The 20018-nt window shown below is 73.6% G+C and carries 16 protein-coding genes; 6 read left to right on the top strand and 10 right to left on the bottom strand.

Going from position 1 to position 20018, the window contains the following annotated elements:
- Positions 1 to 65: 65 nt before the first annotated feature.
- From ACZ6S0_RS28605 to ACZ6S0_RS28580, 6 genes are all read right to left on the bottom strand, one after another.
- On the bottom strand, positions 66 to 1034 hold the full coding sequence (locus ACZ6S0_RS28605) for a zinc metalloprotease (protein WP_465922395.1): 969 nt from the start codon (positions 1032 to 1034) through the stop codon (positions 66 to 68).
- 207 nt (positions 1035 to 1241) lie between these two features.
- A complete protein-coding gene (locus tag ACZ6S0_RS28600) occupies positions 1242 to 4037 on the bottom strand; it encodes a sugar-binding protein (protein ID WP_465922394.1) in 2796 nt (931 codons plus the stop codon).
- A 13-nt stretch (positions 4038 to 4050) separates the two neighbouring features.
- Positions 4051 to 4851: a carbohydrate ABC transporter permease gene (locus ACZ6S0_RS28595; protein WP_465922393.1), complete on the bottom strand. Its 801-nt coding sequence runs from the start codon at positions 4849 to 4851 to the stop codon at positions 4051 to 4053.
- Complete coding sequence (locus ACZ6S0_RS28590) at positions 4848 to 5780, bottom strand: carbohydrate ABC transporter permease (protein ID WP_465922392.1); 933 nt, start codon at positions 5778 to 5780, stop codon at positions 4848 to 4850. Before ACZ6S0_RS28590 ends, ACZ6S0_RS28595 begins: the two co-directional genes overlap by 4 nt.
- A gap of 1 nt (position 5781) precedes the next feature.
- Complete coding sequence (locus ACZ6S0_RS28585) at positions 5782 to 7182, bottom strand: extracellular solute-binding protein (protein WP_465922391.1); 1401 nt, start codon at positions 7180 to 7182, stop codon at positions 5782 to 5784.
- Between the two features lie 5 nt (positions 7183 to 7187).
- Complete coding sequence (locus ACZ6S0_RS28580) at positions 7188 to 8411, bottom strand: PfkB family carbohydrate kinase (RefSeq protein WP_465922390.1); 1224 nt, start codon at positions 8409 to 8411, stop codon at positions 7188 to 7190.
- A 133-nt stretch (positions 8412 to 8544) separates the two neighbouring features.
- Here ACZ6S0_RS28580 and ACZ6S0_RS28575 point away from each other — a divergent pair, with 133 nt between their 5' ends.
- Together ACZ6S0_RS28575 and ACZ6S0_RS28570 are read left to right on the top strand one after the other, a co-directional pair.
- Positions 8545 to 9303 (top strand): DeoR/GlpR family DNA-binding transcription regulator, encoded by a 759-nt coding sequence (locus tag ACZ6S0_RS28575; RefSeq protein ID WP_465922389.1) that lies wholly within the window; start codon positions 8545 to 8547, stop codon positions 9301 to 9303.
- Between the two features lie 10 nt (positions 9304 to 9313).
- Positions 9314 to 10654 (top strand): 6-phospho-beta-glucosidase, encoded by a 1341-nt coding sequence (locus ACZ6S0_RS28570; protein ID WP_465922388.1) that lies wholly within the window; start codon positions 9314 to 9316, stop codon positions 10652 to 10654.
- A 113-nt stretch (positions 10655 to 10767) separates the two neighbouring features.
- On the opposite strand, the gene ACZ6S0_RS28565 is transcribed toward ACZ6S0_RS28570, so the two are convergent.
- Both ACZ6S0_RS28565 and ACZ6S0_RS28560 read right to left on the bottom strand, forming a co-directional pair.
- Positions 10768 to 13272, bottom strand: coding sequence for an ATP-dependent Clp protease ATP-binding subunit (locus ACZ6S0_RS28565; protein ID WP_465922387.1), 2505 nt, complete (start codon positions 13270 to 13272; stop codon positions 10768 to 10770).
- A gap of 247 nt (positions 13273 to 13519) precedes the next feature.
- Entirely contained in the window at positions 13520 to 14197 is a 678-nt protein-coding gene (locus ACZ6S0_RS28560; protein WP_465922386.1) for an NAD(P)H-binding protein, read from the bottom strand.
- 22 nt (positions 14198 to 14219) lie between these two features.
- Here ACZ6S0_RS28560 and ACZ6S0_RS28555 point away from each other — a divergent pair, with 22 nt between their 5' ends.
- On the top strand, positions 14220 to 14912 hold the full coding sequence (locus ACZ6S0_RS28555; RefSeq protein WP_465922385.1) for an HAD family hydrolase: 693 nt from the start codon (positions 14220 to 14222) through the stop codon (positions 14910 to 14912).
- Positions 14913 to 14986: 74 nt separating this feature from the next.
- On the top strand, positions 14987 to 16411 hold the full coding sequence (gene gndA, locus ACZ6S0_RS28550) for an NADP-dependent phosphogluconate dehydrogenase (protein ID WP_465922384.1): 1425 nt from the start codon (positions 14987 to 14989) through the stop codon (positions 16409 to 16411).
- A 69-nt stretch (positions 16412 to 16480) separates the two neighbouring features.
- Here gndA and ACZ6S0_RS28545 read toward each other — a convergent pair whose 3' ends face one another.
- Both ACZ6S0_RS28545 and ACZ6S0_RS28540 read right to left on the bottom strand, forming a co-directional pair.
- Positions 16481 to 17260, bottom strand: coding sequence for an acyl-CoA thioesterase domain-containing protein (locus ACZ6S0_RS28545; RefSeq protein ID WP_465922383.1), 780 nt, complete (start codon positions 17258 to 17260; stop codon positions 16481 to 16483).
- 11 nt (positions 17261 to 17271) lie between these two features.
- A complete protein-coding gene (locus ACZ6S0_RS28540) occupies positions 17272 to 18207 on the bottom strand; it encodes a helix-turn-helix transcriptional regulator (RefSeq protein WP_465922382.1) in 936 nt (311 codons plus the stop codon).
- A 50-nt stretch (positions 18208 to 18257) separates the two neighbouring features.
- On the opposite strand from ACZ6S0_RS28540, the gene ACZ6S0_RS28535 reads away from it, so the two are divergent.
- Together ACZ6S0_RS28535 and ACZ6S0_RS28530 are read left to right on the top strand one after the other, a co-directional pair.
- Positions 18258 to 19361: an epoxide hydrolase family protein gene (locus tag ACZ6S0_RS28535; protein ID WP_465922381.1), complete on the top strand. Its 1104-nt coding sequence runs from the start codon at positions 18258 to 18260 to the stop codon at positions 19359 to 19361.
- Positions 19362 to 19453: 92 nt separating this feature from the next.
- On the top strand, positions 19454 to 19882 hold the full coding sequence (locus ACZ6S0_RS28530) for a type II toxin-antitoxin system PemK/MazF family toxin (protein WP_465922380.1): 429 nt from the start codon (positions 19454 to 19456) through the stop codon (positions 19880 to 19882).
- Positions 19883 to 20018 lie beyond the last annotated feature (136 nt).

Here is a 20018-nt window from a genome sequence, read left to right as displayed (position 1 = left end):
ATGCGGATACCCCGGCACGGGCGTCTCCGTGCCTGAACCCCGCCCGGCCTCGCGGCGTGGCGGCGTCAGGTGGCCGGTGCGGTCATCCGCATGCTCTCCCTGACCCGCGGCGACAGGAACGACGACCGCGGCCCGGCCAGCGCCGCGTCCATCCGCTCGGCCTGCCCCTTCGTGAACATGAACATCGCGGCGTCCGCCACGTAGTCCATGTAGTTCATGAACATGTCCCCGTGAGGGCCGTTGGCGCAGCTCAGCTTGGGGAACGACGGGGTGCCGCGGTTGAATCCCGCCTGGTTGGGCGTGTCGTCGACGAAGTCGGTGCCCGAGCAGCCGTCGCCGTCGTCGCCCCAGATGTGACGCAGGTTGAGCCAGTGCCCGATCTCGTGGGTGGCGGTGCGGCCCCCGTGGAACGGCTCGGCCACCGTGCCCACGGTGCCGAACGCGCTGTGGCTGATCACCACCCCGTCCAGCTCGGCGGGGCCTCCGGGGAAGGCGGCGTAGCCCAGGGCGTGCCTCAGCTCGCACACCCAGACGTTGAGGTAGCGGTCGGCGGGCCAGGCGTCTGAGCCTCCCCGGGAGGCGAACTTGACCCCGTCGTCGGTGGAGAAGCTCTCGGTGTCGGTCTGGCGGCGTACGACTCCGGAGGTGGGGTCGCCGTCGGGGTCGGTGTCGGCGAGCCGGAACTCCAGCAGCGCGTCGGCCGCGAGGTCCCGCCACACGTCGGGCACCTTGGCGATGTCGGGGTTGGCGCGCCGGAAGTCCTCGTTGAGCACCTTGAGCTGGCTGTCGATCTGGTCCTGGCCGAGGTCCTGCTCGGGGGTGTGGTGGACGACGTGGACGACCACGGGGATGGTGACCACCTCTTCGCGGGCGGCGATGCGGGCGTTCTTCCTGGCGAACGTCTCGTTCTCGATGGCGGCGAGCGCCACGGCGTAGCGGGGTGAGGAGGTCAGGAGGCGGCGGTGGACCGGCATGGTGGCGCAGCGCTCCCGGGTGGGCGCGCCGGACTCTCGGGCGGGCTCTTGGGCGGGCACGGGGGACTCCCTTTCGTGGGCGCGGGGGGCGCGTGCGAACGCCGGGGTCTGGGGGACGACGACGCTCCGCCCCGCGGGGGGACGTTGGCTTCCTGCACCCTTACCCGAAGAGTAGTCATCGAATCACCGAAAGTGAGGCGGGGTCCCACGGCCGCATCCGTGACCGGCGACGACGGGCGGCGGTCGCCGCCGATCACGGGTCGGCGGTCAGCGTACGGCGGCTCGGGAGGCCGCCGTGCCGCCGTCGGCGGCTTCCCAACCCGCCACCACCGCGCCGCCGGAGCCCAGGGCGCGGGTCAGGGGGACGGTCACGGTCGTGGTGCCGCGGCCGGGCACCGCGACCACCCGGCTACCCGCCGTTCCCCGGGCGTCCCGTACGAACAGGTGGGCCCTGCCCGCCGCGTCCGCGCGCAGGGTCACCCGCACCGCGTCCCGCCCGGCCGAGGCCGAGACCACCCGGCCCACCTCGGTGGCCGCGGGGCCTCCCGCCAGGGGCAGGCGCACCCGTACGGCCTGCTCCAGGGACTGGGGCGAGTCGAGGCTGGACAGCACCGTGTCCGGGATCACCGGGTCGGGCGGCGTCGTGGGACGGTCCGGCGGAGGCCGGTATCCGGGCAGGGTGGCCACACCCCACCGGTACGGGTCGCCCTGCACCCCGCCCCACGTCGACCAGCCGATCCGGGTCTGGCCGGTCCTGTCCTGGGTGTCGGAGTCGTACACCAGGATGTTCAGGCCCAGGTGGGCCGGGTCCACGGCGCCCGGCAGCACCGCCATCGGGATCGACAGCTCGACCGTGTACGCCCCGGCCGACACCGCCGAGGCCACCCGCATCCCCGGCGCCGTCTGCTCGCCCGTCCCCTGGCGGTTGTCGGCGTCCCGCAGGTGGCACGGCGGGCCCTCGGCCGTCACCGGCAGCACGGCGGTCTTGAACGTCGTCGAGGTGTTCTCGGAGACGCCGCGCGGGTCGAGGGTGACCTCCACCGCGTCGGTACGCCAGTGCCGCTTGCAGTCCGCGGCGGCCAGGCGGGTGCCGAGCACGTCGTCCTTCACCTGGACGAGCAGGTAGAGCGTGTCGTCGTGCCAGGTGACCTTGGCCGTGCCCGAGCAGTCGGCGGCCGACGCGCAGGCGGCGCCCTCCCACAGGCGGGAGATGTTCAGCGCCGGGCCCGCGTACTCGGCGTCGCCCTCGGCCCCATCCACGGCAGGGGCCGCCGTCGCCTGGGGGACGGTGGCGGCCGGGACCAGTTCGAGCGCCGGGCGGCTGGTGGCGGAGCCGTCCTGGCTCGTCGTGGTGATGGTGTAGGCGTAGTCGCCGCCCTCGTTGGACGTCTTCAGCGAAGGGTCGGTGTTGGTCACGGTGAACGGCACCGTCGTCGTCGCCCCCGCGGCCAGCCCGCTGTACGGCGCCTCGGCGCGGTCGGCGGTGAACCCGGCGGGCAGGTCCACGCGGACGGTGCCCGACCGTGTCGTGCCGCTCACGTTCGTGACCTCGACGCCGACCTGCCTGACGCCGCCGGAGGGGAGGGTGAGCACGGGCGCGACCAGGCCGCGCAGGTGTGGTACGCCGACCTCGGCGGTCCACTTCTCGTACTGGGCCACCTGGGGGAGCGACTGCTGCGCCCCGCGTACGGCCGGGCTCACCTCGACCTGCCGGTCGGTGTAGCCGCCGCCCCGTTCGCTGGTGAGGGTGGCCGCGACGCGGGCGCGGCCCGCCTGCGCCCCCGGCGGCGGCGTGACCGTGAACGTGGCGGACGCGTCCCGCCCTGCACCGATCCTGCCCAGTTCCCCGGACCCGGTGGCCTGCCAGCCCTCGGGCACGCGGAGCGCCACCGTCGAGCGGCCGAGCGGCTCACGGGGCGGCGCCGTCACGGCGACCTCGACGGTGAACGCGGCGCCGGGCCGCACGTCGAAGCCGCTCGTCCGCAGGCCGAACCGGGTGCCGAGCGGGACCGTCCCGTCCGGCCTGGTCAGCGCGCCGTCGAGGACGGCCGTCGCCGCCGCGGCGGCCGCCGTGCCCGGCTGCGGGAACGGCACGCGGGCGTCCACCTGCGTGAAGAGGTCGCAGCCGAGCTGGGCCGGGTCGGACGGCACGTCGGGGAAACCGGCCCAGCCCTGGGAGGCGTACGTGCGCTGGGCCTCGCGCTCGACGGCCGCCCACGTCTTGCCCCTGCTGGGCGAGGCGCGCCCGCTCCACACGCCGAACACGTTCTGCGCCGGGTTGGCGGGACGGAACGCCGACGCGCAGTTCTGGCCCGGCTGGGCGGAGCCGCGCGCCCCGCCGGTCAGCAGGCGGGCCGGTGCGAAGGGCCGCAGTCCCTCACGGGTGATCTGCTCGGGGAACGCCTTGGGGTCGGCCGCCGCGTAGAACGCCTCGACGGCCAGCCGCGCGGCCTCCTGGTGGTTGCCGTGGTTGCCCGGCGTGGGCGCCGGATCCATGGTCAGCAGGATCTCGGGACGGGTCTGGCGGACGAGGCGGACCACCTTCGCCAAGGTGTCGCCGCCCCACACCTGGTCGGTCAGCGGGGCGCTCACCGTGTAGTAGAAGCCGACGTCGTCGAGGTTGAACACCTCGCTGACGCCCGCCTTGCCGACCGCCGTCCGCTCCTCGGCCTCGCGCAGCAGCCCGAGCGCCGGCCCCTCCTCGGGCCCGACGGCGTTCCCGCCGCCCTCGCCCCTGGTGACGGTGACGACGCCGGTGCGCACGTCGTGGTCCTCGTTCCACTGGCCCAGCGTGGACAGGGTGGAGGCTTCGTCGTCCGGGTGCGCGCCGACGAACAACGCGTCCAGGTCGACGGGTTCCGCCGCGCCGGTCGTGGCGGTCGCGGTCGCGGTGGAGGGGAGCGCGAGGGCGGGGGCAGTGGCGGTGGCGGTGGCGGGGAGTGCGGGGGCGGCCGAGGTGAGCACGAGGGCGACCGCGGCGGTCAGCAGCGCCCGGCGGCGCCTGACGCCCGTGCGGGCGAGGCCGGTGACGTGGTGGTGGGCGGTGGTGGGACTGGTGCGCATCGAACCTCCGGAATCAGTCGCGGACCGCGCCTTGGAGCAGTCCGCGGACGAAGTGGCGCTGGAGGAACAGGTAGAAGATCACAACAGGGGTGGCGACGATCACCGATCCGGCCGCCAGCAGCGTGAAGCCGGAGGTGTACTGGCCCTGGAAGAAGGCCAGCCCCAGGGGCGCCGTACGCAGCGACTCGCTGGTCACCATGATCAGCGGGATGAGGAACTCGTTCCAGGTCCACATGAAGACCAGGACGGTCAGCGTGACGACGGCGGGACGGGCGGGCGGCAGGAGCACCTGCCACAGGATCCGCCAGCTCGACGCGCCGTCGATGCGGGCCGCCTCGACGATCGCCCGGTTCGAGGCCAGGAAGTACGCCCGCATCCAGAACGTGCCGAACGCCACCGACAACGCGACCTGCGGCAGCGAGATCGCCCAGAACGTGTCGATGAGGCCCAGGCTGCGCAGGTCGAAGTAGAGGGGCACCGCCACGGCCTCGCTCGGCATCATGATCCCGAGCATGAACAGGTAGAACAGCGCGGACCGGCCGCGAAAGCGCATCGTGCCGAACGCGTACCCGCTCATGACGGACAGCAGGACGCTGACGACCACGACGAACCCCGACACCGCCAGGCTGGTACGCAGGTAGGTGCCGAACCGGCCGGCCTCCCACGCCGCCGCGAAGTTGGCGAGCCCGGCCGTGCCGCCGCTGTCGGCGGGGCCGAGCGCGGCCCCGAGGATCACGACCACGGGATAGAGCGCGAACGCGGCGAACGCCGACAGGATGACGTAGTTGGCCAGTCGTTCCCAGCGGGAGATCACGAGAGCCTCCTGTCCGCGAACCGGTTGATCCCGAACGAGATCACGAAGATCACCACGGTGAGCGTGACCCCGACGGCCGCCGCCGATCCCACCTGCCCGAGTCCGAACGCCCGGTGGTACACCTCGTACGACGGCACGGACGTGGAGTCGCCCGGCCCGCCCCGAGTGGTGACGTACACCAGGTCGAAGGTGCGCAGGGCGGCGATCACCGTCAGCGTCAGCGCCACCGCGATCTCCCCGCGCACCGACGGCAGCGTGACCGCGAAGAACTCGCGCACGGCCCCGGCCCCGTCGAGGCGGGCCGCCTCGTACAGCTCGCCGGGGATGCGGCTCATGCCCGCCAGCAGCAGCACGGTCACCAGTCCCGTCTCGAACCACGTGCCCACCACCCCGACCGCGGGCAGCGCGAAGGCGTAGTCGCCCAGCCAGCCGCGCGTCAGCGAGTCGAGCCCGAGCGCGCCGAGCAGCGAGTTGAGCGAGCCGTCGGGGGCGTAGACGCGCCGCCACGCCACCGCCACCACGACCATGGCGATCACCTGCGGCAGGAACACCACGGTGCGGAAGAAGCCCAGCCCGCGCACCTTGGCGTGGTTGAGGATCGCGGCCAGCGCCAGCCCGATGACCAGGGGCGCGACCGCGTAGAACACGATGAGCACCAGGGCGTGCGCGAAGGCGGCCCGCAGCCCCTCGTCCGCGACGATGGCCACGTAGTTGTCCAGCCCGGCCCAGGTGCCGAGGGTCAGCCCGTCCCAGTCGTACAGGGAGAGCTGCACCGCGCGCCCGATCGGATACAGCAGGAACACCGCGTAGACGGCGAAGGCGGGCAACAGGTAGAGGTAGGCGACGCGACGGGGCTCTCCCGGAGACCCGGAGGTCCTGGCCGCCACGGCGGCGGGCCCTCCCGGAGACCCCGCCTTCCCGGCTGCCACGCTAGCCGTTCTGCGCGGAGAAGGTCTGGTAGTCCTTCTCCAGGGTGGCCAGGAACTCCTGCGGGGTGGCCTTCTCGGCGAGCAGGTCCTGCAGGGCCGCGCCCAGCGTGTCGGCGAACGTCGGGGTGGCGTAGTCGAGGTAGGGCACCAGTCCGTCCTTCCCGCTCACCGTGCCGAACGCGGTGAAGACGTCTTGCTGCGGTCCCTCCCGCACGCTCTGTGCGCCCGTGTCGGCGACCGGCAGGTTGCCCGTCTCGGTGAGCACCTTCATGGCGTCGGCTCCGGTGATGAAGTCGATGTACGCCGCCGCCGCGTCCGGATGGGGGCTCTTGGCCGTGATCGCGAACGGCAGCCCCGTGCCCCCGGTCGCCACCGGCGCGGCATCGGCCGTGGCGCCCGGCGGCAGCATGAACCCCAGGTCGGCGCCGAGCGCCTTGTCCAGGTCGGCCAGCAGCCAGGTGCCCGCGATGAGGAAGACGCCCTGGCCCTTGCCGAACGCCTGCCAGGCCGCGTCGTAGCCCTGCCCGTTGAAGCCCTTGGCGAAGTACCCCTTGTCCACCCAGCTCACGAGCTGCTCGGCGGCCTTGACGTTCTCGGGGGTGGTCCAGGACGCGCCCTTGCGGCCGAAGGCGAGCGTGCCGATCTGCTCCTTCGGGACGCCCCGGCTCTGCACGGTGCCGAACACGTGCACGGCCGGCCACTTGTCGAGGTTGCCGAACTGGAGCGGCACCTGGCCCGCCGCCTTGGCCTTCGCGAGCGCGGACTCGAAGTCGGCCCAGGTCGCGGGCGGCTCCAGGCCCAGCTCGGTCAGCTTGGCGGCGTTGTAGAAGACGCCGACGACCTCGCCGACCTGCGGCAGGCCGTACAGGTTGCCCTCGCCGAACAGCTTGCCGTCGGCGCTGTAGCGCGAATACCGCAGCACGGTCTCGGGGTAGCGCTGCTTCCAGCCGTACGCCTCGGCGTAGGCGTCCAGCGGCCGGAGCTGCCCGGCCTTGACGAACGCGCCCATCGAGGAGCGGCCGTTGTTGGCCTCGACGACGTCGGGTGGCTCGTTGCCGCTCAGCGCCAGGCGCAGCGTGGTGGTGAGGTCGTCGAACGAGCGGGACACCCGGTTGAGCTTGATGTTGGGGTACCTGGCCTGGAAGGCGGCGTTGAGCCGCTCCATCTGGGCGGCCTGCCCGCCGCGGACCTCCTGGTCCCAGACGGTCAGCGTGACGTCGCCCAGGGCGGCGGCGTCGGTGCGCACCGGGGAGGCGCTCGACTGCGGGGAGGAGGCGGCGGGCGGGGCGGAGGAGCCGGGCGCGCATCCGGCCAGGGCCGTGGCGCCCGCGACAAGCAGGGCGAGCGGGGTGAGCGGGGCGGGTGTCCGGCGGGCGCGGGGTTGTCGCTTCGGGGGTGTCATGCGTTCTACTCCTTCTGCACGGGCCTGCGCGGCGGGTCCGGTTCCTCGTGCCGTGGCGGGGCGGAGGAGGGCTCCACGCCGGTGTTCATGCCCGTGCTGACGCCCCCGTCCATCCCCACGTCGGCGTAGCGGGCGATGGTGGCGGCGGCGCGGCGTACCGCGCCGACCGGGACCGCCGGGACCAGCCGGTCGAGGAAGGCGTAGCGGCGGGCCAGCGAGTTGCCGTACGCGCCGCTGCGGTCGGCCGCCGCCCGGACCTCGTGCCACCAGTCGGCGATGTCGCCCCAGCCGGGCGCGGCCAGCGAGCCGCCGAACTGCTGCACCGCCAGCGCCGCGCACACCCCCGCGAACGCCAGCCGGTCGGCCAGCGGCCACCTGGACAGCGTGCCGAGCACGAAGCCCGCCCCGAACACGTCACCCGCGCCCGTCGGGTCGAGCGCCGTCACCCGCGGCGCCGGCACGAACGCCTCCTCGCCCGTCGTCGAGTCGATCGCCATCGCCCCGTTGGCGCCGTCGGTCACCACGGCCAGCGGCACCTTGTCGGCGAGGGCGTACAGCGCGTCGCGCGGCGTCTCGGCCCCCGTGTAGGCCATGGCCTCGATCGCGTTCGGCATGAACGCGTGGCAGACCGCGAGCTGGTCCAGCACCGAGCCCGGCCAGGCGCCTGAGGGGTCCCAGCCGACGTCGGCGAAGATGAGGGCGCCGTCGCGGTGGGCCAGCTCGGCCCAGTTGCACGAGCCGCCGGGCGAGCCGAGCGGCTCCTCGGGCGACAGCGTGACGATCACCGCCCGCGAGCGCGGCGGCGTGCCGATCATGTCGGAGGCGGGCATGGGCGCCGGGTGGCCGTGCGTGACCATGCTGCGGTCGCGGTTGACCGCCATGGAGACCGTCACGGGGGAGTGCCAGTGCTCGAAGCGCCGCGACCTCGACAGGTCGACCGACTCCTGCTCCTCCAGCGTGCGCCAGCAGAAGTCGCCGTAGTCGTCGTCGCCGAACGCCGCCGCCAGCGACGTGCGCAGCCCCAGGCGGCTGGTCGCGATGGCCAGGTTGGCGATGCCGCCCGGACACGAGCCCATGCCCTCGGCCCAGATCTCCGTGCCCGCCGCGGGCATCGCGGGCAGGCCCGTGAAGATGATGTCCAGGAAGACCGTGCCGGCCAGGAAGACGTCGAACTGCGGACCCTCGGGAGTGCGCTCGCCGGCGAGAGGGTCGTACGCCTGGGCAGACACGGTAATAGGTCCTCCTCGACACACCGGGCTGTGCGCAATCTTGCACGTTTACCCGGACACTTCAAGGGTCTTGACGCAAGTATTTGGTGGAAGATGCTTACTTGTGCGCGAAATTGACTGATACACTGCCGCCGTGCTCCAGCGCCTCAGGCATGCCGAGATCATGCGCCGTGTCCGCAGCTCGGGTGCCACGAGCGTGCGCGATCTCGCCAGCCAGCTCGGCGTGAGCCCGTCCACCATCCGCAGGGATCTCGAGGTGCTCGACCGCGACGGCACCCTGCGCCGGGTCCGCGGCGGCGCCCTGGCCAGTGTCGACGCCGACGCCGACCGGCCGTTCGCCGAGGTCGCCGCCACCGACGAGCAGGACAAGGAGGCCGTGGCCGAGCGCGCCGCGCGGCTCGTCGCCGACGGCGACGTGGTGCTGCTCGACATCGGCACGACCACGATGCGGCTGGCCAGGCGGCTGCGCGGGCGTCGCGTCACCGTCGTGACCTCCAGCCTCGCCGTCCTCGACGTGCTGCGCGCCGACCCCGAGGTCGAGCTGCTGCTGCTCGGCGGCATGCTGCGCAGGCCGTACCACTCGCTGGTCGGGATGCTGACGGAGGGCGCGCTGCGGCAGGTGGTGGCCGACCGGGTGTTCCTGGGCGCCAGCGGCGTGCGCCCCGACGGGCAGCTCGTCGACACCACGCTGGCCGAGGTGCCGCTGAAGCGGGCCATGATGGCCGCCGCCGGGCAGGTGGTGCTGCTCGTCGACCGGCACAAGTTCCCCGGCACCGGCGCCCTGCGGGTGTGCGGGCCCGAGGACGTCGACGTGATCGTCACCAACGACGGCGCCGACCAGGCGACGCTGCGCACCTGCGCCTCGGCGGGAGCCGAGGTGCTGCTCACGTGAAGGGGTGAGGATGAGGCTGGCCGTTCTCGGCGGCGGAGGCTTCCGGGTCCCGCTCGTCTACGGCGCGCTCCTGCGCGACACCGCCAAGCCGCGCGTGGAGGAGGTGGTGCTCTACGACGTCTCGCCCGAGCGGCTGGCGGCCGTCTCCCACGTCCTGCGCGGGCTGGCCGCCGGGCACGACGACCCGCCCCGCGTCCACGTCACGACCGACCTCGACGCCGCGCTGCGTGACGCGTCCTTCGTCTTCTCGGCCATCCGGGTCGGCGGGCTGGCCGGCCGCACCGCCGACGAACGCGTGGCGCTGGAGCTGGGCCTCGTCGGGCAGGAGACGACCGGGCCGGGCGGGGTCGCCTACGGGCTGCGTACCGTGCCGGTGGCGGTGCGGGTGGCCGAGCGGGTGGCCGCCCTGGCGCCCCGGGCGTGGGTCATCAACTTCACCAACCCCGCCGGGATGGTCACCGAGGCGATGCGGCGGGTGCTCGGCGACCGCGTCATCGGCATCTGCGACACGCCGATCGGGCTGGTCAGGCGGGCCGCCCGCGCCCTCGGGCTCGACCCGGGGCGGGTGTCGCCCGGCTACGTGGGGCTCAACCATCTCGGGTGGCTGTGCGGGCTCACGTACGAGGGGCGCGACGTGCTGCCCCGGCTGCTGGCCGACGACGCGGCGCTGAGCCGGGTCGAGGAGGCCCGGCTGCTGGGCGCCGACTGGGTGCGCTCGCTGGGGGCGCTGCCCAACGAGTACCTGTACTACTACTACTTCGCCAGGGAGGCGGTGGCCGCCGGCGCGGGGCGCACCCGGGGTGAGTCGCTGCTGGAACAGCAGGACCGGTTCTACGCCGCCGTACGCGCCCGGCCCGGCGACGCGCTGGCCGAGTGGCGCAGGGCCCGGCAGGAGCGGGACGCGAGCTACATGGCGGAGGCCCGCGAGAGCGCCGACGCCGGGGAGCGGGACACCGCCGACCTGGAGGCGGGCGGGTACGAGGGGGTCGCGCTGGCCCTCATGGCCGCCATCGCCAGGGGCGAGCCCGCCACCATGATCCTCAACGTGCGCAACGGGGCCGCGGTGCCCGGCCTGCCGGACGACGCCGTGGTGGAGATCCCCTGCGCGGTCGACGGCTCCGGCGTGCGCCCGCTGGCCACCAGCCCGCTGCCGGGCCGCTTCCTGGGGCTGATGCAGCAGGTCAAGGCGATGGAGCAGACGGCCATCGAGGCCGCGCTGACCGGGTCGTCGCGGCTGGCGGCGGCGGCGTTCGCGCTGCATCCGCTGGTCGACTCGGTGACGACGGCCCACCGGCTGCTGGACGGCTACCGCGCCCGCATCCCCGAGCTGGCCGCGGTGCTGCCGGACTGACGCGCGCCCACCACCCCGCCGCCCCGCGCCACCACCCCGCCGTCCCGCGCCGCCGACGTGCCGCTGCCGTGCCGCCGTCCTCCGGAAGCGGCGCGGTGGCTCGAGGCGGGAGGTCAGGTGGCCGGCTGGGGATTCCGGGCGCGCAGGCGAAGCTCGCCGTTCTCGACGTCCACCGTCACCTCGCCGCCCTCGGCGACCTCGCCCGTCAGCAACATCGCCGACAGCCGGTTGTCCAGCTCCCGCTGCACCGTGCGGCGCAGCGGCCGGGCGCCGAACTCCGGCTGGTAACCGCGCCCCACCAGCCAGTCCTTGGCCTCGTCCGTGACCGTCAGCGCCACGTCCTGGCCGCGCAGCCGCTGCCGGGTGCGCTCCAGCAGCAGGTCCACGATCTGGCGGAGCTGGTCGCGCTCGAGCCGCCTGAAGACGATCGTCTCGTCGATGCGGTTGAGCAGCTCCGGCCGCAGCGAGTGCCGCAGCAGGTCCATGAGCTGGTCCTCGAGCTGCTGCGGGTCGCCGGAGAAGTCCAGGATGAGCTGGGCGCCGATGTTGCTGGTCATGATGACGATCGTGTTGGTGAAGTCGACCGTACGGCCGTGCCCGTCGGTCAGGCGGCCGTCGTCGAGCATCTGCAGCAGGACGTTCATGACGTCCGGGTGGGCCTTCTCGACCTCGTCCAGCAGGATCACCCCGTGCGGACGGCGGCGTACGGCCTCGGTGAGCTGCCCCGCCTCCTCGTACCCGACGTATCCGGGCGGCGCGCCGATGAGCCGCGAGAGCGTGTGGCGCTCCTGGAACTCGCTCATGTCGATGCGCACCATGTGGTCCTCGCCCCCGAACAGGGCCGCGGCCAGGGCCCTGGCCAGCTCCGTCTTGCCGACGCCCGTCGGCCCGAGGAACAGGAAGCTGCCGATCGGGCGGTTCGGGTCCGACAGGCCCGCCCGCCCCCTGCGCACGGCCTCGGCGATGGCGGTGACGGCCTCGTCCTGGCCGATGACCCGTTCGTGCAGGTGCTCCTCCAGCCGCATCAGCCGGTCGCGCTCCTGCTCGGTGAGCTGGGTGACCGGGATGCCGGTGCGGCGGGAGACGACCTGGGCGATGTCCTCCACCATGACCTGCGGGACGTCGTCCGCCCCGTGCCTGGCCCGCTCCAGCTCCGGCCGGACCTTGTCGATCTGCGCGGTCAGCTCCTTGGCGCGGTCGAAGTCGTCGGAGTGGATGGCCTGGTCCTTGTCGCGGTGCAGCGCGTCGAGGCGCTCCTCCAGCTCCCGCACGTCCGCGCCGGGCGTACGCGAGCGCAGCCGCACCCGGGCCGCCGCCTGGTCCATGAGGTCGATCGCCTTGTCGGGCAGGAAGCGGTCGGAGACGTAGCGGTCCGACAGGTGGGCCGCCGCGTCGAGCGCCTCGTCGGTGATGCGGACCTGGTGGTGGGCCTCGTACGCGTCGCGCAGCCCGGCCAGGATCTCGACCGTCTGCTCCACGGTGGGCTCGGAGACCAGGAGCGGCTGGAAACGGCGTTCGAGCGCCGCGTCCTTCTCGATGTTCTTGCGGTACTCGTCGATGGTCGTGGCCGCGATGACGTGCAGCTCGCCGCGGGCCAGGGCCGGTTTGAGGATGTTGGCCGCGTCCATGCCGCCCTCGGCCGAGCCCGCCCCGACCAGCGTGTGCACCTCGTCGATGAACACGATGACCTCGTCGGCGTGCGCGCGCACCTCGTCGATGACCTTCTTGATGCGCTCCTCGAACTCGCCCCGGTACTTCGTCCCCGCCACCATCCCGGTCAGGTCGAGGGCGACGACCCGCCGGTTCTTGAGCGGGTCGGGGACGCTGCCGTTCACGATGCGCTGGGCGATGCCCTCGACGATCGCGGTCTTGCCGACGCCTGGCTCGCCGATCAGGCACGGGTTGTTCTTGGTGCGCCGCGACAGCACCTCGATGCACTGCTCGATCTCGTCCTCGCGGCCCACGACCGGGTCGATGCGGCCCTGGCGGGCCTCCTCGGTGATGTCGCGGCCGTACTCGTCGAGCGAGGGCGTGTCGGTGGCGGGACGGCCCGCGCCGCCGCCCGTACGGGCCGCGCCGGAGAGGAGGGCCTGCTGCAGCTCGTTCGCCGTGACGCCCTGCTCGTGAAGGAGGCGGGCGGCGAGGGAGTCGGGGTTGGCGGCCAGCGCGAGCAGGAGGTGCTCGGGCCCGATGTACGACGACTGCAGCGCCCGCGAGATGCGCTGGGCGTCCAGGATGGCGCGCTTGGCCGCCGGGGACAGCGTCGTGGGCGGCTCGCCGGCCTGGCCTGGACCGGCGGCGGCGGTGATCCGGTCGCGCAGCCGCCCGACGTCCACCCCGGCGCCGCGCAGCATGGCCTGCACGGTCTCGGACCCGGCCAGCGCGTCGAGCAGGTCGAGGACGTCGAGGTCGGGCGCGCCGCGCCGGCCGGCGTCCTCCAGCGCCCGGCTCAGCACCTCCCTGGCCTCGGCGCTGAGCATCCGGCCCACGTCCACCCGCTGCACGCCGGGGCGGGACGGCGGCCAGCCCTCCATCCCCCCGAACACGCGGCCGGTGAGCTCTTCGAACCCCCTGAACGGGTCCCCGCCGAAGAATGATCTGAACGGCATGTCCGACATGGCTGACGCCCCTCTCGCGCTCAGGGGACATCTAGCCGCATATGCCGCAAGTCATAGCAAGTATTCGGCAAAGCATCCGGCCACGGCCGTGGCGTACCCACTGGTCCGCCGGGGCGGTCCTTGGGCTCACTCGCACGGTTCGGTTTGGGGCGGACCTTGGGCTCACTCGCACGGTTCGGTTTGGGGCGGACCCTGGGCTCACTCGCACGTGTCCGTCCGGACGGAGCCGGTGCTCACCCGCTCGGAGTCACCCGGTCGCGACGGCGTCGGCGAGGGGCGTGTCGCCGGAGACGAGCTCCAGCGTCCGCCCGGCCGTGCGGGGGGCGCCCAGCAGCGCCACGATGACGGCGGCCACGTCGTCGCGGGACACCGAGCCCGGCGGCACCTCGGCGGCCAGCCGGACCAACCCGGTGCCCGGCTCGTCGGTGAGGCGGCCGGGCCGCAGGATCGTCCAGTCCAGGTCGCGGGCGCGCAGGTCGTCCTCGGCCTCGGTCTTGGCCGTGATGTAGGCGGCCCACACCGCGTCGCGGCCGGGCACGGGCGGCCTGCCCGCACCCATCGACGAGATCTGGACGAACCGCCGCACCCCCGCGCGCTCGGCCGCGTCCGCGAGCAGCACCGACGCGGCCCGGTCCACGGTGTCCTTGCGCGCCGCGCCGCTGCCCGGCCCCGCCCCGGCCGCGAACACCACGGCGTCCGCCCCCTCGACGATCCGCGCGACCTCCTCGACGCCCGCGCTCTCCAGGTCGCACACCACCGCCTCGGCCCCGGCGGCCGCCACGTCGGCCACGTGCGCCGGGTTCCGCACCAGCCCCACAGCGCTCCCCGCTGTGGCCTCCGCTGTGTCCCCCGCCGGACCCGAAGTGAGCCGGGCCGCCAGCTTCAGCGCGATCTTGCCGTGTCCACCCGCGATGATGATCCGCATCCCGTCATGGTGTCATGGACGCATGCGTGACTTCCCGCAGACGCCCACGCCCGCCTTCCTCTTCGACCTCGACGGCACCCTGATCGACAGCGTCTACCAGCACGTGCTGGCCTGGCGGCAGGCGCTGTCCGGGATGGGCATCGACCTGTCGGTGTGGCGCATCCACCGGCGCATCGGCATGAGCGGCGGGCTGTTCGTCAGCGCGCTGCTGCGCGAGACGGGGCTCAAGCTGACCCAGGAGGAGATAGACGAGCTGCAGACCACCCACGCCGAAGCGTACGAGCAGCAGGTCGGCTCGGTCAGGCCGCTGCCGGGCGCGACGGAGCTGCTGGCCGAGCTGACCGCGCGCGGCGTGCCGTGGGCCATCGCCACCAGCGGCTACGCCCGTACGGCCCGCCTGTCGCTGGGCATGCTCGGCCTGCCCGAGGACACGCCGATGGTCACCCGCGACCTCGTGCGCCGGGCCAAGCCCGACCCCGACCTGTTCCTCGCCGGTGCGGCGCTGGTACGCGTGGATCCCCGGCATGCCATGGTGGTGGGCGACAGCGTCTGGGACCTGCTCGCCGCCCGCCGGGCCGGCGCGCTGGGCATCGGGTTGCTGTCCGGTGGGTACGGCAGGGACGAGCTCGAGCGGGCGGGCGCCTTCAGGGTGTACGCGGATCCGGCGGACATGCTGGACCGGCTCGACGAACTCGGGGTCCGGCAGAGCGACTAGCCGGGCCGCCGAGGCGGGAATATCACTGCGACCCCCCGAGCTGGATCATGCGTATCCCCCACAGAGGAGCTGAAATGGACTTGGCAGACATCGGCGTCACCGGCCTGGCGACCATGGGGCGCAACCTGGCCAGGAACCTGGCCAGACACGGGTACGCGGTGGCTGTGCACAACCGTTCGTCGGGCCGCACGCGGCAGTTGGTGCAGGAGTTCGGCGGCGAGGGCACGTTCGTGCCGTCGGAGGACCTCGCCGGGTTCGTGGCCTCGCTGAAGCGGCCACGGCGGGCGATCATCATGGTGAAGGCGGGAGCGGGCACCGACGCGGTGATCGAGCAGCTCGCCGACCTGATGGAGCCCGGCGACATGATCGTCGACGGCGGCAACGCGCACTTCGCGGACACCCGCCGCCGCGAGGCCGCGCTGCGCGAGCGCGGCCTGCACTTCGTCGGCACCGGCATCTCCGGCGGCGAGGAGGGCGCGCTGCTCGGCCCGAGCATCATGCCGGGCGGGTCGAAGGAGTCGTGGGAGGCGCTCGGCCCGATCCTGCAGGACATCGCGGCCAAGGTGGACGGCGTGCCGTGTTCGGTGCACGTGGGCCCCGACGGCGCCGGGCACTTCGTGAAGATGGTGCACAACGGCATCGAATACTCCGATATGCAGCTCATCGCCGAGTCGTACGACCTGCTGCGCCAGGCACTGGGGGCGACGCCGGCCGAGCTGGCCGAGGTGTTCAGGGAGTGGAACCGGGGCGAGCTCGACTCGTACCTGATCGAGATCACCGCCGAGGTGCTCGACCAGGTCGACGCCGAGACCGGCAAGCCGTTCGTGGACGTCGTGGTCGACCAGGCCGAGCAGAAGGGCACCGGCCGCTGGACCGTGCAGAGCGCGCTCGACCTGGGCGTGCCGGTGACGGGCATCGCGGAGGCGACGTTCGCCCGCGCGTTGTCCGGCCACCCCGAGCAGCGGGCCGCGGCCCGGTCGCTGAGCGGGCCCGACCTGTCCGGCGTCGGCGGGCGCGAACTGGTCGACGACGTGCGCCACGCCCTGTACGCCTCCAAGATCGTGGCCTACGCCCAGGGCTTCGACCAGATGGCGGCGGCCTCGAAGGAATACGGCTGGGACCTCGACCTCGGGGCCATGGCCACGATCTGGCGGGGCGGCTGCATCATCCGGGCCAAGTTCCTCGACCGGATCCGGGCCGCGTACGACGCGGACCCGCAGCTCCCGACGCTGCTGGCCGACCCGGCGTTCGCCGGGGCGCTGGAGAGCGCGCAGGAGGCGTGGCGGCGCGTGGTCACCACGGCGGTGCAGATCGGCGTGCCGACGCCCGGCTTCTCCTCGGCCCTGGCCTACTACGACGGGCTGCGCCGCGACCGCCTCCCGGCGGCGCTGGTGCAGGGGTTGCGCGACTACTTCGGCGCGCACACCTACCACCGCGTGGACAAGGAGGGCTCCTTCCACACCGACTGGTCCGGCGACCGCTCGGAGCGCCCGGCCTAGCGCCCGGCGGCACCTCTCGGCAACCGCGTCGGCGACCCCCGTCCCCACGCGGTTGCGCCGTGAGCGGGGTCAGCGGCCGTCCACGGTGGTCGGGTTGGCGACGGCCGTCACCACGCAGAAGCCGAGTGGCCCGGCGGTGTCGTGCACGGTCACCTGCCCGGTCGCGACGCCGTCGGCGCTGACGTGCCCGGCCGACTCCATGCCGACGAACTCGCCCTCCGGCGGCCGGGCCAGCGTGAGCGTGTAGTCGGCGTTGATGAAGCGCAGCCCGCCGGCCTGCACGTTGCTGAGCGGGCTGGCGAAGTCGGCGGCCAGCGCCGCGCGGACGAACGGGGTCAGCGGCTCGTCGTCCACCAGCGGATGCCGTTCGCGCATCCACACCCGCCCCGCGCCGGGGGCGCCCCACGGGGTCAGCCGCCACAGGTCGAACGGCGGCTTCCACGGGCCGCCCTCCTCCGGCGGCCCCGAGGGCGGCGGCTCGTCCCAGGCGGGCGTCGCCAGCAGGGGCTCGCCCTCGGGCTGCTCGCCCTGCCGCAGCAGCACCGCGCCGGCCCGCCCGATCACGCCCTGGTCGGTGGAGATCGTGGCGTCGGCCACCCGGATCCTGCGGCCGTCCCTGACCAGGGACGTCTCCACCCTGACCGGCAGCAGGGGGCTGTTGCGGAACAGGTCGACGGTCAGCCGGGCGAAGCGCAGGCCGGGACCGGCGTGGCGCTCCTCCAGGGCACGGGCGGCCAGCCCGCCGAGCAGGCGGCCGTGCAGCATGTCGGGGGACCAGGGGCCGCGGGCGCGCGGCGCGGGGACGAGTTCGTCCCTCTTTCGCGTGAAGAACGCTGTCGTCGACGACACAGAATCAGATTCTAGAGGAGCAGGCGGCGGCCGAGCGCGCGCAGGCGCTCCTTCAGCTCGGGCGGGTCCAGCACCTCGAAGTCCACGTCGAGGAAGGCCACCACCACCGCCATCAGGTGCAGGTCGTCGCCGCGCAGCGTGAGCACGCAGCGGTCGTCGCCGACCGGCTCCACGGTGCCGGAGGTCTGCCCGGCCACCCGCTCGGCGGGGGCGTGCACCAGGAACCGGGCCCGCATCGGCCACATCTCGTGGATCAGGCGGTTGTCGAGCCAGGCGGCCACGTCGGGCGCGGGCGGCTCGCGCGGGGCGAACCGGGGGCCGTTGGGGGTGCGCAGCCGGATCCGGTCGGCCCGGTACGTGCGCCAGTCGCGCCGGTCGGCGTCCCAGCCGACCAGGTACCAGCGGTTGCCCTTGCTGACCAGGCTGTGCGGCTCGGCCCTGCGCGTCGCGGGCTCGCCCCGGTGGCCGGTGTAGTCGAAGCGGAGCTGCTCGCGGTCACGGCAGGCGGCGGCGAGGTGGGTGAGCACCTCGGCGTCGACGGTGGGGCCGTCGCGGTTGATCCGCACGGTGTGGGTCTGCAGCGTGTTGACCCGGTCGCGCAGGCGGGCGGGCAGCACCTGCTCCAGCTTGGCCAGCGCGCGCAGGGAGGTCTCCTCGATGCCGGTCACGGTGCCGTTCGCGGCCGTACGCAGCCCCACCGCCACCGCCACGGCCTCCTCGTCGTCCAGCAGCAGCGGCGGCAGCCGCGCGCCCGCGCCCAGGCGGTAGCCGCCCGCGACCCCTGGCGTGGAGTGCACCGGGTAACCGAGATCGCGCAGCCGTTCGACGTCGCGGCGGACCGTACGCGGGGCCACGCCGAGCCGTTCGGCCAGGTCGGCGCTGGACCAGTCGCGGCGGCTCTGCAGGAGGGACAGCAGACGCAGCAATCGGGCTGAGGCGGGCAGCATGTCCCCATTGTGGCCCGTCTCTGGCCGCAATGGCGCCTAGCTTGCCGGGCATGGAGAAATTCGTGATCGACATAGCCCAGGACCGGCTCGACGACCTGCGCGAACGGCTGGACAGGACGATCTGGCCCGACGCCCTCGGCGGGGCCGGATGGTCGTACGGGGTGCCGCCGGAGGCGGTGCGGGAGCTGGCGGCGTACTGGCGGGAGGGCTACTCCTGGCGCGCGCACGAGGCGCGGCTGAACGCGCTGCCGCAGTACACGACCGAGATCGACGGGCAGCGCGTGCACTTCGCCCACGTCCGCTCGGCGCGGCCCGACGCGACGCCGCTGCTGCTGACCCACGGCTGGCCCAGCTCCTTCGCGGACTTCTCGCACGTGGCGGCGCCGCTCAGCCGGGACTTCCACGTGGTCGTCCCGTCCATCCCGGGCTTCGCCTTCTCCAGCCCCAGCCGGGAGCCCGGCTGGGGCGTGCGGCGGGTCGCCGCCGCGTGGGTCTCGCTCATGGACCGGCTCGGTTACGACCGGTTCGGCGTGCAGGGCGGCGACTTCGGCTCGCTCATCTCGGCCGCCGTCGGCCGCGCCGCCCCGGGACGGGTGATCGGGGTGCACCTGAACGCGTCCGTGACCGCGTTCCCCACCGACGACCTGTCCGGCCTCACGGACGAGGAACGGGCGCGGGCCGGTGGGGTGGAGGAGTGGCAGAAGGTCTCCGGGTACGCCGTCATCCAGGGCACCCGCCCGCAGACCCTCGCCTACGCCCTGACCGACTCGCCCGCCGGGCTGCTGGCCTGGAACCTCGACGCGTTCGCCTCGTGGGGCGCCTCCTGGGGCGCCTTCCGGGGACAGGACGTGGGCGGGCTCGCCCCGGACGACGTCCTGACCAACGTGGCCCTCTACTGGTTCACCAGGACGGCCGGCTCGTCCGGCCGCCTCTACCGGGAGAGCACCCCCGACTGGGCCCCGCCCGCCGAGCCCGACCCGACGCCGACCGGCATCGCGGTCTTCCCCGGGGACTCGACCGTGCGCCGCTACGCTGACCAGGTGCACAACGTGGTGCACTGGTCGGAGTTCGAGCGGGGCGGGCACTACGCCGCCCTCCAGGCCCCGGACCTGTTCGTGGACGACCTCAGGGCGTTCTTCTCCGGACTCGGCTGACCGCTGCGAGGGGGTTCGAGGGGGACGGAGCCGTGGGCGCGGGTGCGGGGGCCGGGTGGATCTCGGGGCGGGATGCGCCGTAAGCTCCCCCAATGCGCGATCTAGGTGAGGACCCCCGGCCGGCCCGGGGTGCGGTACGCGAGATCCACCTGCTCCAGGGGGCCGCCACCCTGGCCTACTCTCCCGACCTCGACGGCCTGGCCGACCCCGGGGAGATCGTCTGGGCGTGGGTCCCGTACGAGGAGGACCCGTCGCGGGGCAAGGACCGGCCGCTGCTGATCGTCGGCCGCTCCGGGCGCAGGCTGCTGGGCATGATGCTGTCCAGCAGGGGCGACGACGGCCCCGACTGGCTCGAACTGGGCGCGTGGGGGCGTGACGAGCGGGTGTCGTACGTGCGGCTCGACCGGGTCTTCGTGCTGGACGAGGACGACATCCGGCGCGAGGGCGCGGTGCTCGACGGGGAGCGGTTCGCCCGGGTCGCGGCGCGGCTCATGAAGACCCACGGCTGGGGCACCGGCTGACGACGGCCCTCGGCTGACGGCGAACCCCGCCTGACGACGTGCTAGATGATTGATGCCAAGGCATAGCTGCGGAGATAGGGCGAGGGTGCCCATGCTCGATGTGTGACGAAAGAGTTAGACACCCTCGCAACTGCAC

The organism is Nonomuraea sp. NPDC051298 (assembly GCF_055586305.1).
This window is presented reverse-complemented; position numbering and strand designations above follow the sequence as displayed.

Bases quoted from the DNA above. Each gene is read 5' to 3' on its own strand.
- ACZ6S0_RS28600 (WP_465922394.1), bottom strand. From the start codon at position 4,037: ATGCGCACCAGTCCCACCACCGCCCACCACCACGTCACCGGCCTCGCC.
- ACZ6S0_RS28585 (WP_465922391.1), bottom strand. From the start codon at position 7,182: ATGACACCCCCGAAGCGACAACCCCGCGCCCGCCGGACACCCGCCCCG.
- ACZ6S0_RS28570 (WP_465922388.1), top strand. From the start codon at position 9,314: ATGAGGCTGGCCGTTCTCGGCGGCGGAGGCTTCCGGGTCCCGCTCGTC.
- ACZ6S0_RS28565 (WP_465922387.1), bottom strand. From the start codon at position 13,272: ATGTCGGACATGCCGTTCAGATCATTCTTCGGCGGGGACCCGTTCAGG.
- ACZ6S0_RS28560 (WP_465922386.1), bottom strand. From the start codon at position 14,197: ATGCGGATCATCATCGCGGGTGGACACGGCAAGATCGCGCTGAAGCTG.
- ACZ6S0_RS28555 (WP_465922385.1), top strand. From the start codon at position 14,220: ATGCGTGACTTCCCGCAGACGCCCACGCCCGCCTTCCTCTTCGACCTC.
- gndA (WP_465922384.1), top strand. From the start codon at position 14,987: ATGGACTTGGCAGACATCGGCGTCACCGGCCTGGCGACCATGGGGCGC.
- ACZ6S0_RS28540 (WP_465922382.1), bottom strand. From the start codon at position 18,207: ATGCTGCCCGCCTCAGCCCGATTGCTGCGTCTGCTGTCCCTCCTGCAG.
- ACZ6S0_RS28535 (WP_465922381.1), top strand. From the start codon at position 18,258: ATGGAGAAATTCGTGATCGACATAGCCCAGGACCGGCTCGACGACCTG.
- ACZ6S0_RS28530 (WP_465922380.1), top strand. From the start codon at position 19,454: ATGCGCGATCTAGGTGAGGACCCCCGGCCGGCCCGGGGTGCGGTACGC.